The organism is Streptomyces sp. NPDC041200, from assembly GCF_055591805.1.
The window spans coordinates 216,021-230,109 of sequence record NZ_JBVIZF010000002.1; the positions used below are offsets into that span (position 1 = coordinate 216,021).

Consider the following 14,089-nt stretch of genomic DNA (forward strand, 5'->3'; position numbering starts at 1 on the left):
GCTCCCCCGCGGGAGCCCACCCCGGCGACGGGGCTCAGCGGTCGAGCAGGCGGTCGAACTGCGTCGTGGTGTGGCGCAGATGCGCCACCAGCTCATCCCCCACCTGCGGCGCCGTGACGTCGCCCGGCACGAACAGGATGCACACCTGCATGTGCGGCGGTTCGGCGAACCACCGCTGCTTGCCCGCCCAGACGAAGGGCGAGAGGTTGCGGTTGACGGTCGCCAGGCCCGCCCGGGCGACGCCCTTGGCCCGGGGCATCACCCCGTGCAGCGCCTTGGGCGCCTCCAGGCCGACGCCGTGGGACGTGCCGCCCGCGACGACCACCAGGAAACCGTCGGAGGCGGCCTTCTGCTGGCGGTAGCCGAAGCGTTCGCCCTTGGCGACCCGGGTGACGTCGAGCACCGAGCCCCGGTACTCCGTCGACTCGTGGTCGCCCAGCCACAGCCGGGTGCCGATGCGGGCACGGAACCGGGTCTGCGGGAACTGCTGCTGCAGCCGCGCCAGTTCGTCCGCCTTGAGGTGGCTGACGAACATGGTGTGCAGCGGCAGCCGCGCCGCGCGCAGCCGGTCCATCCACCCGATGACCTCTTCGACCGCGTCGATGCCGTCGGTCCGGTCGAGGGGGAGGTGGATGGCGAAGCCCTCCAGCCGCACGTTCTCTATCGCGGCGTGCAGCTTGGGCAGGTCCTCCTCGGTGACGCCGTGCCGCTTCATGCTGCTCATGACCTCGATCACGACGCGCGCGTTGACCAGGCCGTAGACGCCGTCGACGGACGAGACCGACCGGATCACCCGGTCCGGCAGCGGCACCGGTTCCTCCCCGCGGCGGAAGGGGGTGAGGACCAGCAGATCGCCGCTGAAGAAGTCCTTCATCCGGGCGGCCTCGTAGGTGGTCCCGACGGCGAGGACATCGGCGCCGATGCGGGCGGCCTCCTCGGCCAGCCGTTCATGGCCGAAGCCGTAGCCGTTGCCCTTGCAGACCGGGACTATCCCCGGGAACTGCTGGATCACCATCTGCTGGTGCGCCCGCCAGCGCGCGGTGTCGACGTAGAGGGTGAGCGCCATTGGCCGGTCCCGGAACCTTTCTCGTTGCCGCGGTGTATTCGAGATATGCAGCGTGTGCGGGGGATCAGGAAATCAGGGTCAGCGGCGGGACATGTAGATGTCGAGCGCCTTGTGGAGCAGCTTGTTGAGGGGGAAGTCCCACTCGCCGAGGTATTCGGCAGCCTGCCCACCGGTGCCGACCTTGAACTGGATCAGGCCGAAGAGATGGTCGGTCTCGTCGAGGGAGTCGGAGATTCCGCGCAGGTCGTAGACGGTCGCGCCGAGCGCGTACGCGTCACGGAGCATCCGCCACTGCATCGCGTTCGAGGGCCGGACCTCGCGCTTGTGGTTGGCGGAGGCGCCGTAGGAGTACCAGACGTGGCCACCGACGACCAGCATCGTGGCGGCGGCCACCGCCTCGCCCTCGTGCATGGCGAAGTACAGCCGCATGCGGTTGGGGTCCTCGGTGTTGAGGGCCGTCCACATGCGCTGGAAGTAGCTGAGCGGGCGGGGCCGGAAGTGGTCGCGCTCCGCGGTGATCTCGTAGAGCCGCTGCCACTCTCCCAGGTGCTCGTAGCCGCCCTGGACGACCTCGACGCCCGCCTTGTCGGCCTTCTTGATGTTGCGGCGCCACAGCTGGTTGAAGCTCTTGTGTACGTCCTCCAGGGAGCGGTTCTCCAGCGGCACCTGGAAGACGTACCGCGGCTGGACGTCGCCGAAGCCCGCGCCGCCGTCCTCGCCCTGCTGCCAGCCCATCCGCCGCAGCCGGTCGGAGACCTCGAAGGCCCGGGGCTCGATGTGGGTGGCCTCGACATCGCGCAGCCGCTTCACATCCGGGCTCTGGATACCGGACTTGATCGCGGCGGAGTCCCAGCGGCGGATGATGACCGGCGGGCCCATCTTCACGGAGAACGCGCCCTGCTGCTTGAGATGCGCGAGCATCGGGCGCAGCCACTCCTCCAGGTTGGGCGCGTACCAGTTGATGACCGGGCCCTCGGGGAGGTAAGCGAGATACCGCTTGATCTTGGGCAGTTGGCGGTAGAGGACGAGGCCGGCGCCGACCAGCTGGCCGGTGGCGTCGAACCAGCCGAGGTTCTCCGAGCGCCATTCCGATTTGACGTCAGCCCATGCCGGGACCTGCATGTGGCTTGCCGCGGGCAGGCTCTGGATGTACGCCAGATGCTGCTCTCGGCTGATCGTCCTCAGGGTCAGGCTCATTGCGGGGCGCTCCTCGGCAGGTGTGTCCCCAGGGTCGGGGCTCCGGCTCTCGCGCCGAAGCCTACTGCGACAGGGACGCGCCCCGTTTGGGCCTGGCGCCAACCGGCCCTCAGGGAGTCAGCCCAGCAGCCCGCCGAAGAGCCCGCCGTGCGCCATGCCGAGGTAGAAGCCGACGGCCGACGCGCCGAGTCCGATGATCAGCAGGAAGCGCTCCGCGGTGGTCGCGGAGATCAGCTGACCCCAGGCCCCGCCGAGCATGCCGATCAGTCCGGTCCACGAGCTGACCAGGTGGAGTCCGGGGAAGTGGGCCGTGACGAAGGAGATCACACCGATCATCAGCGTCGCCACGGCGATGGCGTTCTCGACGGGATGGGACTTGCCATCGGTGTCCAGGAAGGAGAGCAGTCCGTGCTGCGGTCGTGCTGCCTGTGCCATGGGGCACCTCCAGGTAGGCACATATAGGCAGGGCGGCGAACTGTAACGCCGCTCACACCCGATGTGTACAGATTGCGGGCCAAGACGCCCGGATTTCAAGCGGGAGGCGGGAGGCGGGTACTGTGTACGGTCTGCGGTGGTGTCTGCACAGACGCCATGGCACAACGCATCACGACCCTCCTGCCACGGAACGACCGTGGCCGCTGAGTCCAAAGGAGGTGGGTTCCACATGCGTCACTACGAGGTGATGGTCATCCTCGACCCCGATCTCGAGGAGCGTGCTGTCTCCCCGCTGATCGAGAACTTCCTTTCCGTTATCCGCGAGGGCAACGGCAAGGTCGAGAAGGTCGACACCTGGGGGCGTCGTCGTCTCTCTTACGAGATCAACAAGAAGCCCGAGGGCATCTACTCGGTCATCGACCTGCAGGCCGAGCCCGCGGTCGTCAAGGAGCTCGACCGCCAGCTGAACCTGAACGAGTCGGTCCTCCGGACCAAGGTCCTCCGTCCCGAGACCCACTGACCGCGTAAGCGATCAGCGGTCACCGGGCCGTATCGCAACGAGTAGCAAGCAGCCCAGCAGTACCCGCCGAGAGGTTCCCCAATGGCAGGCGAGACCGTCATCACGGTCGTCGGCAATCTCGTCGACGACCCCGAGCTGCGCTTCACCCCCTCCGGTGCGGCGGTCGCGAAGTTCCGTGTCGCGTCCACTCCTCGTACGTTCGACCGTCAGACCAACGAGTGGAAGGACGGCGAGAGCCTCTTCCTCACGTGTTCGGTGTGGCGGCAGGCCGCGGAGAACGTGGCCGAGTCGCTTCAGCGCGGTATGCGCGTCATCGTGCAGGGCCGGCTGAAGCAGCGGTCGTATGAGGACCGTGAGGGGATCAAGCGCACGGTCTACGAGCTGGATGTCGACGAGGTCGGTGCCAGCCTGCGCAACGCCACGGCCAAGGTCACCAAGACCACCGGGCGCGGTGGCCAGGGTGGCTACGGCGGCGGTGGCGGCCAGGGCGGCGGTGGCGGCGGCTGGGGCGGTGGCCCCGGCGGCGGTCAGCAGCAGGGCGGCGGCGCTCCGGCCGACGACCCGTGGGCGACCGGCGCACCGGCCGGTGGCGGCCAGGGCGGCGGTGGCGGCGGCTGGGGCGGAGGCTCCGGCAGCGGCGGCGGCTACTCGGAAGAGCCGCCCTTCTAGGCCCGGACGCGGTGTTTCACGCGGTTTCACGTGAAACATCGCCCGGCCTGGTCTGGGCGACCAGCACAAACTTCTTGATCACACTGGAGAGAGACAATGGCGAAGCCGCCTGCTCGCAAGCCTAAGAAGAAGGTTTGCGTGTTCTGCAAGGAGAAGATCTCCTACGTCGACTACAAGGACACGAACCTGCTGCGGAAGTTCATTTCCGACCGCGGCAAGATCCGTGCCCGCCGGGTCACCGGCAACTGCACTCAGCACCAGCGCGATGTTGCCACGGCCGTGAAGAACAGTCGTGAGATGGCGCTGCTGCCCTACACGTCCACCGCGCGATAAGGGAAGGGTGACCGAGTCATGAAGATCATCCTCACCCACGAGGTCTCCGGCCTCGGTGCTGCCGGTGACGTCGTGGACGTCCGTGACGGGTACGCCCGTAACTACCTGGTTCCGCGTGGCCTCGCGCTCCGCTGGACCAAGGGTGGCGAGAAGGACGTCGAGCAGATCCGCCGCGGTCGTCGCATCCGCGAGATCGCCACGATCGAGCAGGCCAACGAGGTCAAGGCGCGGCTCGAGGGCGTCAAGGTGCAGCTGAAGACCCGCGCCGGCGAGGCCGGCCGGCTGTTCGGCTCCGTCACCCCGGCCGACATCGCCTCGGCGATCAAGGACGCGGGTGGCCCGGACGTCGACAAGCGCCGTATCGAGGTGCAGCAGCCGATCAAGACCCTGGGCGCGCACCAGGTGTCGGTCCGGCTGCACGCCGAGGTCGCCGCGAAGGTCGGCGTCGAGGTCGTCGCCGCCTGACGCAGTGCTCGGCTGAGCTGAGCATGTGAGGGCCGCACTCCACGGGGGTGCGGCCCTTCGCGCTGTGCGGCCGCGTCACCGCCGTGCGGACCCGCCCCCGCCGCGCGGACGCGTCCCCAAAGCGCCGCCGTGCGGTTCAGGCCCGGGTCGCGCCGGTGACGATCCAGCGCCCGGAGCGGGCCCGTAGCCAGAGGGTCGCCAGCCGGACCGACATCATCAGCGCCATGGTCCACCACAGTGCGGTCAGCCCCCCGCCCCACGCGGGGACGAGCAGTGCGACGGGGGTGAAGGCGGCGAGCGTGACGATCATGGCCCCGGCGAGATACGGGCCGTCGCCCGCGCCCATCAGCACCCCGTCGAGGACGTAGACCACGCCCGAGACGGGCTGCACGAGGGCGGTCACCAGCAGCGCGGGCAGCAGGGCGTCCCTGACCGCGGCGTCCGTGGTGAACAGAGGGATGAATAGCGGGCGGGAGGCGATCACCAGCAGCCCGAGCACGATGCCCGCGGCGATGCCCCACTGCACCATGCGGCGGCAGGCGGCGCGCGCTCCCTCGGCGTCACCCGCGCCCAGATAGCGCCCGATGATGGCCTGACCCGCGATGGCGATGGCGTCCAGCGCGAACGCCAGCAGGCTCCACAGGGTCAGCACGATCTGGTGGGCGGCGACCTCGGTGTCCCCGAGGCGGGCCGCCACCGCCGTCGCGATCAGCATCACGGCGCGCAGCGAGAGGGTACGGACCAGCAGCGGGGCCCCGGCGTGGGCGCAGGCCCGGATCCCGGCGGCGTCGGGCCGCAGCGAGGTGCCGTGGCGCCGGGCTCCCCGGACGACCACCACGAGGTAGACGGCGGCCATGGCCCACTGGGCGAGCACCGTGCCCCAGGCGGAGCCCGCGATGCCGAGCCCGGCACCGTAGACGAGGCCCGCGTTGAGCGCGGCGTTGGCCGTGAAGCCGCCGATGGCCACGTAGAGCGGGGTGCGGGTGTCCTGGAGGCCGCGGAGCACCCCGGTGGCGGCGAGCACCACGAGCATCGCGGGGATGCCGAGGGTGCTGACGCGCAGATAGGTGATGGCGTACGGGGCGGCGGTGTCGGAGGCGCCGAAGAGGTCGACGAGGCCGGGCGCGGTGGGGAAGGCGGCGGCGATGACGGCGGCGCCGAGCAGCAGGGCCAGCCAGATGCCGTCCATGCCCTGCCGGATCGCGCCGGGGAGGTCACCGGCGCCGACCCGGCGGGCCACGGCGGCGGTGGTGGCGTAGGCGAGGAAGACGAAGATGTTGACCGCGGTGGTCAGGAGGGCGGCGGCGATCCCCAGACCGGCGAGCTGCGGGGTGCCGAGATGGCCGACGATGGCGCTGTCGACCATGACGAAGAGGGGTTCCGCCACGAGTGCGCCGAAGGCGGGTACGGCGAGGGCGACGATCTCGCGGTCATGCCGGCGGACGGTGCTCCGCGCGCTCGCGGGGGCCTGTGTCATGGAGGCAATCTAATCTTCCACAGGTAAGAGACACAAGGCATCCGTAGTCCTTACATGACGGCGCTCGCGACACTCTCCTCTGCGCCGTTTGTCGTGATCTTGCATCGGGTGTGGAAGTTTTTCTTCTGCACAGCCCCTGGATAGAGAAAGTGCAGGTCAAGGCGGTGGCGCTGGGGTGATTGTGTGTTTGTCCACAGCGCTGTCCCCCGGCCCGTGCACAGGTTCACGCGACTTCTCCACAGGATGGATCGCATCATCCACATGGCCTGTGGATAACCGAGTTGGCCGGTGGCCCCGACAGGCCTACCGTTATCCGGCGCCCGCCATCTGTTCCGGCCTCGAATCCACCAGAACTCGACGCGTCGTGAGCGGAAGCCGGGCGCCCTGTGTGTCGTAGCCGTGCCGTAAGACTGAAGGCGTCGCGGAGTGATCCGTACCGCGGACGGGAGGAGGTGGCGGGGTGAGCGTGCCCGAGCCCATGGACGACCCATGGGCGGACTCCGGCCCGCCCGACTTCCCCTCCCCCCGCTTCCGCAAGGGCGAGGGCGGAGGCCGCGGCGAGGGCGGCCGGGGCCGTGACGACCAGCATGACCGCGGCCGCGACGGCGGCGGCTCGTGGGAGGGGTCCGGCTTCGAGCGGGTCCCGCCCCAGGACCTCGACGCCGAGCAGTCCGTGCTCGGCGGCATGCTGCTCTCCAAGGACGCCATCGCCGACGTGGTGGAGGTCCTCCAGGGCCACGACTTCTACCGCCCCGCCCACGAGACGGTCTACCAGGCGATCCTGGACCTCTACGCGAAGGGCGAGCCCGCCGACCCGATCACGATCGCGGCCGAGCTGACCAAGCGCGGTGAGATCGCCAAGGTCGGCGGCGCCTCGTATCTCCACACCCTGGTCCAGTCGGTCCCCACCGCGGCCAACGCCGAGTACTACGCGGAGATCGTCCACGAGCGCGCCGTGCTGCGCCGCCTGGTCGAGGCCGGTACCCGCATCACCCAGATGGGATACGCGGCGGACGGGGACGTCGACGAGATCGTCAACAATGCCCAGGCGGAGATCTACGCCGTCACCGAGCAGCGGACCAGCGAGGACTATCTGCCGCTCGGCGACATCATGGAGGGCGCGCTCGACGAGATCGAGGCGATCGGTTCGCGCAGCGGACAGATGTCCGGGGTGCCGACGGGCTTCACCGACCTGGACTCGCTGACGAACGGCCTCCACCCCGGCCAGATGATCGTCATCGCCGCCCGGCCCGCCATGGGTAAGTCCACCCTCGCCCTCGACTTCGCCCGGGCCTGTTCGATCAAGAACAACATGCCGAGCGTCATCTTCTCCCTGGAGATGGGGCGCAACGAGATCGCGATGCGTCTGCTGTCCGCCGAGGCCCGGGTGGCGCTGCACCACATGCGCTCCGGCAGCATGACCGACGAGGACTGGACCCGGCTCGCCCGGCGGATGCCGGACGTGTCCCAGGCCCCGCTGTTCATCGACGACTCCCCGAACCTGTCGATGATGGAGATCCGCGCCAAGTGCCGTCGGCTCAAGCAGCGCAGCGACCTGCAGCTGGTCGTCATCGACTACCTCCAGCTGATGCAGTCCGGCGGTGCCCGGCGCCCCGAGAGCCGTCAGCAGGAGGTCTCGGACATGTCGCGAAACCTGAAGCTGCTGGCCAAGGAGCTGGAGGTCCCGGTGATCGCGCTGTCCCAGCTGAACCGTGGTCCCGAGCAGCGCACCGACAAGAAGCCGATGGTCTCGGACCTGCGGGAAAGTGGCTCCATCGAGCAGGACGCCGACATGGTCATCCTGCTGCACCGCGAGGACGCGTACGAGAAGGAGTCCCCGCGCGCGGGGGAGGCCGACCTGATCGTGGCCAAGCACCGTAACGGCCCGACGGCCACCATCACCGTCGCCTTCCAGGGCCACTACTCCCGCTTCGTGGACATGGCTCAGACCTGATCCCGGTTGTTGTAGGGTCTCAAGATCCGTGTCCTAATCTCACAGTCGATGGCCACTCGGTGGCAGATCGGACACGATTCTGAGAGTGGCTGGTCAGGCCGTTCACTCGTTGTATTGATCCCAGCGTAAGGCGGACTATGCCAAATCGGCTTCCTGGCAGCGTAGCTCGTGGGCTGGCCCGGCATCATGGCCTGGTGACGACGTGGATGCGCTGCTACTGGGACGAGGAAGACGTCTGGTTCTACTTCGAGATCGACGCCGAAGGATGGGTGACTCGGCAGGTCGAACTCCAAGGGCCCGAGCTGATACCGATCGCAGCCGCCTCCCTCGACGAATGGCAGCAGGCCCACGACGCAGGCCGCCTCGATCAGTACGACAACAGGTTCGGGATCACAGCCGAGCTGCCCGTCTCAGAATGGGAAGGCCACCACCCCGAGCAATTGACTTCCGAGGAGTTCGAGGAAGTCTGGGGTACTGCCCGTCGGCAGATCGCATCCCGGCCCAGCTGACCTCTCGGCCCTCGGGGGCCTTTTGGCATCATCTCGACATGGCACCGACTCTTCCCCGCACCGTCCGAGCCGTCGACACCACTCAGCTCTTGGACCTGGAACGGGAGGCCGCCACATGCCGCTTCAGCCAGCGGCTCCCGGTCGACTGGCTCCAAGAGCACCTCTCTGCGGAAGCGACGCACTACCTGTTCCCGACACTCGTGCACCGGCTTCGCCACCGTCCGGAGGTATCGCCACAGTGGAGGTGCCAGCTGCTGCTGACCGTCAGCACCGGCGAACAGATCTGGGGTCTGCTCGACATCCTTCCCGACACCTTCGACAAGATCCCGGAGACTCTGGACGCGGCATTCAAGAAGGACGTCGTCAGCCGCATTGGGCAAGCCATGACCCAGCGGGAGTGGGCAGAGCGGATGGTTGCAGAAGGCGTCCACAAGGAAATGCCACGGAACTGAGACACGGGCACGCGGACATGGGCTGAGACAGTCCAGAGACCCGCTGGTCAGAGCTGTCCTCTATGACACGAGCCGCGAGACCCTACAGTTGTGTAGGTTCTCAGATTTCGTGTCGGATTCTCACGGTCGATGTCGGATGGATGTCGGATACGACATCGACCGTGAGACAGCCCAGGTCAGAGGCTCGACGGTTCGCGCCGAACGCAGCGGACCGTCGAGAGCACGACACGGAGTTGAGACGCCAGCGTCCGACATGGCGTGAGACGCAGGGAGAACGCGCAGGTCACGACGGCGGCATCCGACATGAACCGCGAGAACCTACAGGTACACGCTCGCCGAGCTTGCCCAACAGGGCCACGACGGAGTCCTCACCGCTCTCTGCGAGATCGCCGACTACCTGGACACCCAGCCTGTCCCCATCGACTACCAACGTCGACGCGGGCTGACGGGTGAAGGCCTCTTGCCCGCTGATGACTGGGTTTCGATTTGCACACAGACCGGTGTCCACCCGGGACAGGAAGCGCGGTTGCTGTCTGTGCGCCGCTACCTCTATCAGCGCATCACCGGAAATGATCTCCGGCAGGCGCCAACGTCGTTCCGGATCACGACCGCCGAGGAGGCGGGAGGCGTCGCGGTGGTTCCCTTCCGGATCACCGCCGCCCTGCTGGGAGCTCCCGACGAGTACGGCGAGGACTACCTACGGGGATTGGGCATCGACGAACCGCTGACCTGGGAGCCCCCAGCAGACCTTGCCGCAGGACTCTGCCTGCCCGGCCGACCAAATCAGTCCGGCCTCATCGCTAGCCGAGAGCCATCGAGGAAGCCGATCGTCGATGAGCCGTGGCTCCGAGAGCAGTACATCCGGCAGGCCCGGACCCTGGCCAGCATCGCAACCGAGCTGGACATGAGCCCAACGACGCTGACACGCCATCTCCGGGCCACGGGCATCGAACTCCGTCCACGCGGCGGACGCCGGGCCGTGAGCCAAACGGAACTCGACTCAGTACCGCCGCTGATCAGGCCGGCCCTCACAGATCGGCGCTGCTGGGGCCGCCTTCAGCGGTTTCGAGCAGCGATGGAATATCGCACCCTCGCCGAGGCCTCACGCCATCTCGGCACCGCCCGCTCGGTCCTCTACACCCAGTTCGATGCCCTGGAAAGGGATTTGGACGTCCAGCTCTACATCCGCCCCCGCCGGGGCGAATCACTCCGCCCCACCCAGGCCGGACAAGCCGTGATGGAAGCTCTGACCGACATCGAAGGCGCTCGACTAGGCGGCAACACCATCGAGACCGGCATGCCTATCGCCTCGTCGCCGCCGGTCATGTCCCGTTTAGTGGTGTAGCCGGGTCGGCGAACAGCGGCTGGGGCACCTGCGGGTGGGCGAAACCGTCCGGCACCTCCGCCCGAACGGCTGCCCGGCCCCGCTCAGCTCTTCCGCTCACCCAGGACACAGAATTCGTTGCCCTCCGGGTCGAGGAGGGTCACCCAGTGCTGCTCGTCCTGCACGGTGTCGGCGCGCCGGGCACCGAGGGAGAGCAGCCGGGCGACCTCGGCCTCCTGGTCGTCGGGGCGGAAGTCGGGGTGGAGCCGGTTCTTCGACGTCTTGCCCTCGGGGACAGGCACGAAGAGCAGCCCCGGCATCTGGTCCGGCTCAGGCCGGATCTCGATGATCTCCTCGGATTCGTCGACCACTACCCAGTCGAGAGCCTCGGCCCACCAGCGCCCGAGGGCGATGGGGTCGGAGGAGTCGACAATGATCTGTTCCCATTCGAGTGCCATGGGCGTGAGCATAAACAGGGTCGGCTGGCTGCCAGGGCTGAGGGTGACTGCCGTCGACCGCCGGTCCGGTGTGCGGATCGTGTCCCGCAGAGCGGTGTAGTAGCGCGATGTGGTAGCAGCAAGTCGCGAGAAGTGATCGCTGCTACACCACTCCAGGGGACACCACCTCGCCGCCCGCCTTCAGGCAGAACCCATGACCAGCCGATCGCCGACGGACGGCTATCGAACAGGACCGCACTCATCGACCAGAACGGTCGGCTCCGACAGGAAGACGTTCGGGTCGACGGGCCCATAGGCAACGTTGAACGTGTCGAGCCAGTACGACCAGTCCCGTATTCCGGCGGCGCTACTGAACCGATAGTTCAACTGCCAACGGACCCACTGCCCCGAGACCAGACGCACCGCTGGCGGGCGCCGCGGGCGCGGCGGCAATCCGAACAACGGCTCCACACGCGCCAGCACCCGGAGCCGATCGCCCTCGTCTCGCAAACTGAGTCCGACCTGGCGCAAGTCCCTCTTGCTCTCGTGGGGCTCGAAGCCGTCACGCTCGGACATCTGGATGACCTGGGAGAAGGAAGACGGCACCGGTGACACCAGGAACCCCGTTGGCGCTGAATTCCTGCGGGCAGCAGCGTCACCGCCCCTGGAGTACTTCGCGGCGGAGCCAGCCACAACGCAGCCCTCCGCGGACCCGAGCAAGCGACCCAGCAACCCCGGCATCCTGCAGGCCGCCCTCGCCAGCCCCAACGGTCGCCAGCGACTCGAACGCTTCGCAGCAGCCCTGGACCACCCCACGATCGGTCCGGCAGCCCGCACCAACGGTATCGGCCCGTCCGTCCTCACCAACCAGATCGCCCGTCTCGAGCGCGACTTCGGGCGGTCCCTCCTCGAACGCACCGAACGCGGACGACTCATGAAGCCCACCCCGTTCGGGAAACGCGTGGCCGACGCGGTCAGCTCAGGGGGGATACCGAGCGGTTCAGGGGGTGACCGTGTCCGGAAACCGGCGCTGTGCGCGGCCGGCGACGAGGAGTTGGTGGAGGGGTGGAGACGCGGCTTTGGGCCAGGCCGGTGCGCTTGGCGATGTCGCCTACGGCGCTGCGGCCGTTTCGGCACACGGCGTCCGGACGCCAGGCGGCTGCTACTGCCCGTGGGAATCGTCGCGGGCGTCGGTTTCAAGTACCTCAAGGAGATTTTCTCCGGAAGCACGGCCCACCTGATCGAGGCGGCCGGGCTCGCACTCGGCCTGCTGTTCGGCCTGGCCTCGGTCGCCCTGATCCAGGTCCACCGCGACCCGGCCGACTCCCGCCTGGTCACCGTCGCAGGCTGGCCCTACGCCGCACTATGGACGGCCGCGATGGCCATGCGCCTCGGCTTCGCCTACGGCTCGACCCACTGGTTCACCCACGCCCTCGCGACGTTCTCGATCCAGCACCAGGTTCCGGCCGCCACCTACGGCACCGCCTTCGTCCTCATGGTCTTGGCCATGATCACCGTCCGAACCGCCGGCGTCCTCATCCGCGCCCGACTCGCAGGCGCCACCGTCCACTTCGGAGCGCTGGGCATCGCTCGACGCTTCGCCCGCTGAGCCCGGCCGGTCTGCGGGTGCTCCTCCACCTGACACGGAGTCGAGACACGCCAGCGGATGACATGGTGTGAGACACCAAGAGAAGGCCCAGGTCACAGCGTCGGCAGAGGACACGGGCGCTGGGAACCTACAGTGCAGGTCCGCCTGGGCCGGTTTCAGCGCAGGGCTCTTCCGGCTGGACTATGCGTGCGAGGAGATCCATGAGCTGGGTCCGCTCGGCAGGCGTCAAGGCAGCGGTCAGTTCATCGTTCGCCTCACGGCCCAGTTGCTCCGTCCGAAGCAGGCGATGTTTCCCGCTCGGCGAAAGGGCGATGGCGTTCTTGCGACGATCCTTGGCGTCCGGCGCGCGGGTCACGAGGCCATCGTTCTGGAGGTCGTTGAGGATCGCGACCATGTCCTTGGGGTCGATGCTCAGGCTGCGGCCCAGCTCGGCCTGCGATACGGGGCCGAGTTCGGCGACGGCCGACAGGACGGCATGGTGCATCATCCGCATGCCCACCTGAGCCAGGGCTTCAGCGACGAGCCGGTGGCCCCGAGCTGCGGCACGGCCCAGGAGCCAGCTGGGGAGGGAGCGGATGCGGGCGGGAGCGCGGGTGGTCTCGGACATGGGGCCAGGCTAACCAGTAAATCATTGGGGCTCCCTACGACCTTTCGTTATCGTTGGGCCCCCCAATGACCCGGAGGTGTGCATGCGGCGGGTCCGCTTCTATGAGTACGGCGGTCCGGAAGTGCTCCGCGTCGAAGACGCGGAGGCCCCCGAGCCCGGCCCTGGGGACCTGCTGGTTCGCACGGAAGCCATCGGCGTGACCCTTCCCTCCGTGCGCAAGGTGCGCGGAGAAGGCGGCAGGACGCCGCTACCGGGAGTCCTTGGAGGCGAGGTCGCCGGAACGGTGATCGCACTCGGCCGGGACGTGACGGATTTCGCGGTCGGCGACCGCGTCACGTCGCTCACTTTCAGCGGCGGCTCGTATTCCGAACTCGCAATCGTCCCCGGCTTCATGGCGAGCCGCATACCGGACGGAGCGAGCGCCGTCCAGGCCGTCGCGCTGGTGCGCAGTGGACACGTCGCCCTCGCTGCCCTCGCCACGGCCCGCCCCCTGGGAAGCGAGTCGGTCCTCATCACGGGCGCCGCGAGCGGAGTGGGGCATCTCGCGGTCCAACTGGCCAAGCTTCAGGGCATTGGACGGGTCGTCGCGGCCGTGAGCTCGAACGCCAAGGCGGAGTTCCTCTGTGGTCTGGGCGCCGACGAGATCGTGACCTATGACAGCGAGCACTGGGGGAAGCCGGTCGACGTCGTCCTGGACGGAGTCGGCGGAGATCTCCTCCCACGCGCCGTCTCGGCCCTCGCACCCGGCGGGCGACTCGTCTTCTTCAACTCGGGCGGCGGCACCGTTCCCGCCTTCGACCTCCTGGCAGGATCGAAAACCATCACCGGGCTCACCATGGCGAGGTTTGCCGACACTCAGCGCGCACTCTATGACCAGCATGGCGAGGCGCTGTGGAAGCTGACCATGTCCGGACAGTTGCAGCCGGTCGTCCACGCCCGCATTCCGCTGGCTGACGCGGCACGAGCGCACGAGATCGTCGAAGCCCGCGCCAACCTCGGCAAGGTCATCCTGCTGCCCTGACGGTGAAGCTGACT

General features: G+C 68.2%; 17 protein-coding genes and 1 pseudogene. 11 read left to right on the top strand and 7 right to left on the bottom strand.

Annotation, left to right across the window (positions count from 1 at the left end):
* Positions 1-34: 34 nt before the first annotated feature.
* From ACZ6CL_RS06030 to ACZ6CL_RS06040, 3 genes are all read right to left on the bottom strand, one after another.
* The gene (locus tag ACZ6CL_RS06030) at positions 35-1,066 is read right to left on the bottom strand and encodes an alanine racemase (protein WP_468931716.1); all 1,032 of its coding nucleotides are present in this window, start codon (positions 1,064-1,066) and stop codon (positions 35-37) included.
* 78 nt (positions 1,067-1,144) lie between these two features.
* Complete coding sequence (locus tag ACZ6CL_RS06035) at positions 1,145-2,263, bottom strand: lipid II:glycine glycyltransferase FemX (RefSeq protein ID WP_468931718.1); 1,119 nt, start codon at positions 2,261-2,263, stop codon at positions 1,145-1,147.
* 117 nt (positions 2,264-2,380) lie between these two features.
* Positions 2,381-2,698 carry a hypothetical protein gene (locus ACZ6CL_RS06040; protein WP_468931720.1) on the bottom strand — a complete coding sequence of 106 codons (318 nt, stop codon included), beginning with the start codon at positions 2,696-2,698 and terminating at the stop codon, positions 2,381-2,383.
* Positions 2,699-2,927: 229 nt separating this feature from the next.
* Here ACZ6CL_RS06040 and rpsF point away from each other — a divergent pair, with 229 nt between their 5' ends.
* The 4 genes from rpsF (at position 2,928) to rplI (ending at position 4,685) form a co-directional block, all read left to right on the top strand.
* The gene (rpsF, locus tag ACZ6CL_RS06045) at positions 2,928-3,218 is read left to right on the top strand and encodes a 30S ribosomal protein S6 (RefSeq protein ID WP_009716508.1); all 291 of its coding nucleotides are present in this window, start codon (positions 2,928-2,930) and stop codon (positions 3,216-3,218) included.
* A gap of 81 nt (positions 3,219-3,299) precedes the next feature.
* A complete protein-coding gene (locus ACZ6CL_RS06050) occupies positions 3,300-3,887 on the top strand; it encodes a single-stranded DNA-binding protein (protein ID WP_468931724.1) in 588 nt (195 codons plus the stop codon).
* A gap of 96 nt (positions 3,888-3,983) precedes the next feature.
* Positions 3,984-4,220: a 30S ribosomal protein S18 gene (gene rpsR / locus ACZ6CL_RS06055; RefSeq protein ID WP_003978893.1), complete on the top strand. Its 237-nt coding sequence runs from the start codon at positions 3,984-3,986 to the stop codon at positions 4,218-4,220.
* A gap of 18 nt (positions 4,221-4,238) precedes the next feature.
* Positions 4,239-4,685 carry a 50S ribosomal protein L9 gene (gene rplI / locus ACZ6CL_RS06060; protein WP_385443333.1) on the top strand — a complete coding sequence of 149 codons (447 nt, stop codon included), beginning with the start codon at positions 4,239-4,241 and terminating at the stop codon, positions 4,683-4,685.
* A 136-nt stretch (positions 4,686-4,821) separates the two neighbouring features.
* Here the strand turns inward: rplI and ACZ6CL_RS06065 are convergent, their stop codons facing one another.
* Positions 4,822-6,162: an MATE family efflux transporter gene (locus ACZ6CL_RS06065; RefSeq protein WP_468931727.1), complete on the bottom strand. Its 1,341-nt coding sequence runs from the start codon at positions 6,160-6,162 to the stop codon at positions 4,822-4,824.
* A gap of 460 nt (positions 6,163-6,622) precedes the next feature.
* On the opposite strand from ACZ6CL_RS06065, the gene dnaB reads away from it, so the two are divergent.
* From dnaB to ACZ6CL_RS06085, 4 genes are all read left to right on the top strand, one after another.
* The gene (gene dnaB / locus ACZ6CL_RS06070) at positions 6,623-8,116 is read left to right on the top strand and encodes a replicative DNA helicase (protein ID WP_468931730.1); all 1,494 of its coding nucleotides are present in this window, start codon (positions 6,623-6,625) and stop codon (positions 8,114-8,116) included.
* Between the two features lie 206 nt (positions 8,117-8,322).
* Positions 8,323-8,625: a hypothetical protein gene (locus ACZ6CL_RS06075; protein WP_468933276.1), complete on the top strand. Its 303-nt coding sequence runs from the start codon at positions 8,323-8,325 to the stop codon at positions 8,623-8,625.
* A 38-nt stretch (positions 8,626-8,663) separates the two neighbouring features.
* Positions 8,664-9,077, top strand: coding sequence for a hypothetical protein (locus ACZ6CL_RS06080; RefSeq protein WP_468931733.1), 414 nt, complete (start codon positions 8,664-8,666; stop codon positions 9,075-9,077).
* 535 nt (positions 9,078-9,612) lie between these two features.
* Positions 9,613-10,422 carry a helix-turn-helix domain-containing protein gene (locus ACZ6CL_RS06085; RefSeq protein ID WP_468933279.1) on the top strand — a complete coding sequence of 270 codons (810 nt, stop codon included), beginning with the start codon at positions 9,613-9,615 and terminating at the stop codon, positions 10,420-10,422.
* A gap of 83 nt (positions 10,423-10,505) precedes the next feature.
* On the opposite strand, the gene ACZ6CL_RS06090 is transcribed toward ACZ6CL_RS06085, so the two are convergent.
* The gene (locus ACZ6CL_RS06090; RefSeq protein WP_468931735.1) at positions 10,506-10,859 is read right to left on the bottom strand and encodes a VOC family protein; all 354 of its coding nucleotides are present in this window, start codon (positions 10,857-10,859) and stop codon (positions 10,506-10,508) included.
* A 219-nt stretch (positions 10,860-11,078) separates the two neighbouring features.
* Positions 11,079-11,579 carry a hypothetical protein gene (locus ACZ6CL_RS06095; RefSeq protein WP_468931738.1) on the bottom strand — a complete coding sequence of 167 codons (501 nt, stop codon included), beginning with the start codon at positions 11,577-11,579 and terminating at the stop codon, positions 11,079-11,081.
* A 1-nt stretch (position 11,580) separates the two neighbouring features.
* On the opposite strand from ACZ6CL_RS06095, the pseudogene ACZ6CL_RS06100 reads away from it, so the two are divergent.
* A pseudogene (locus tag ACZ6CL_RS06100) lies at positions 11,581-11,784 on the top strand (helix-turn-helix domain-containing protein); the annotation flags it as partial.
* A 225-nt stretch (positions 11,785-12,009) separates the two neighbouring features.
* The gene (locus ACZ6CL_RS06105; protein ID WP_468933371.1) at positions 12,010-12,447 is read left to right on the top strand and encodes a hypothetical protein; all 438 of its coding nucleotides are present in this window, start codon (positions 12,010-12,012) and stop codon (positions 12,445-12,447) included.
* Positions 12,448-12,574: 127 nt separating this feature from the next.
* Here ACZ6CL_RS06105 and ACZ6CL_RS06110 read toward each other — a convergent pair whose 3' ends face one another.
* Positions 12,575-13,054: a MarR family winged helix-turn-helix transcriptional regulator gene (locus ACZ6CL_RS06110; protein WP_468931741.1), complete on the bottom strand. Its 480-nt coding sequence runs from the start codon at positions 13,052-13,054 to the stop codon at positions 12,575-12,577.
* Between the two features lie 82 nt (positions 13,055-13,136).
* Here ACZ6CL_RS06110 and ACZ6CL_RS06115 point away from each other — a divergent pair, with 82 nt between their 5' ends.
* A complete protein-coding gene (locus ACZ6CL_RS06115) occupies positions 13,137-14,075 on the top strand; it encodes a quinone oxidoreductase family protein (protein ID WP_468931743.1) in 939 nt (312 codons plus the stop codon).
* Positions 14,076-14,089: the final 14 nt, after the last annotated feature.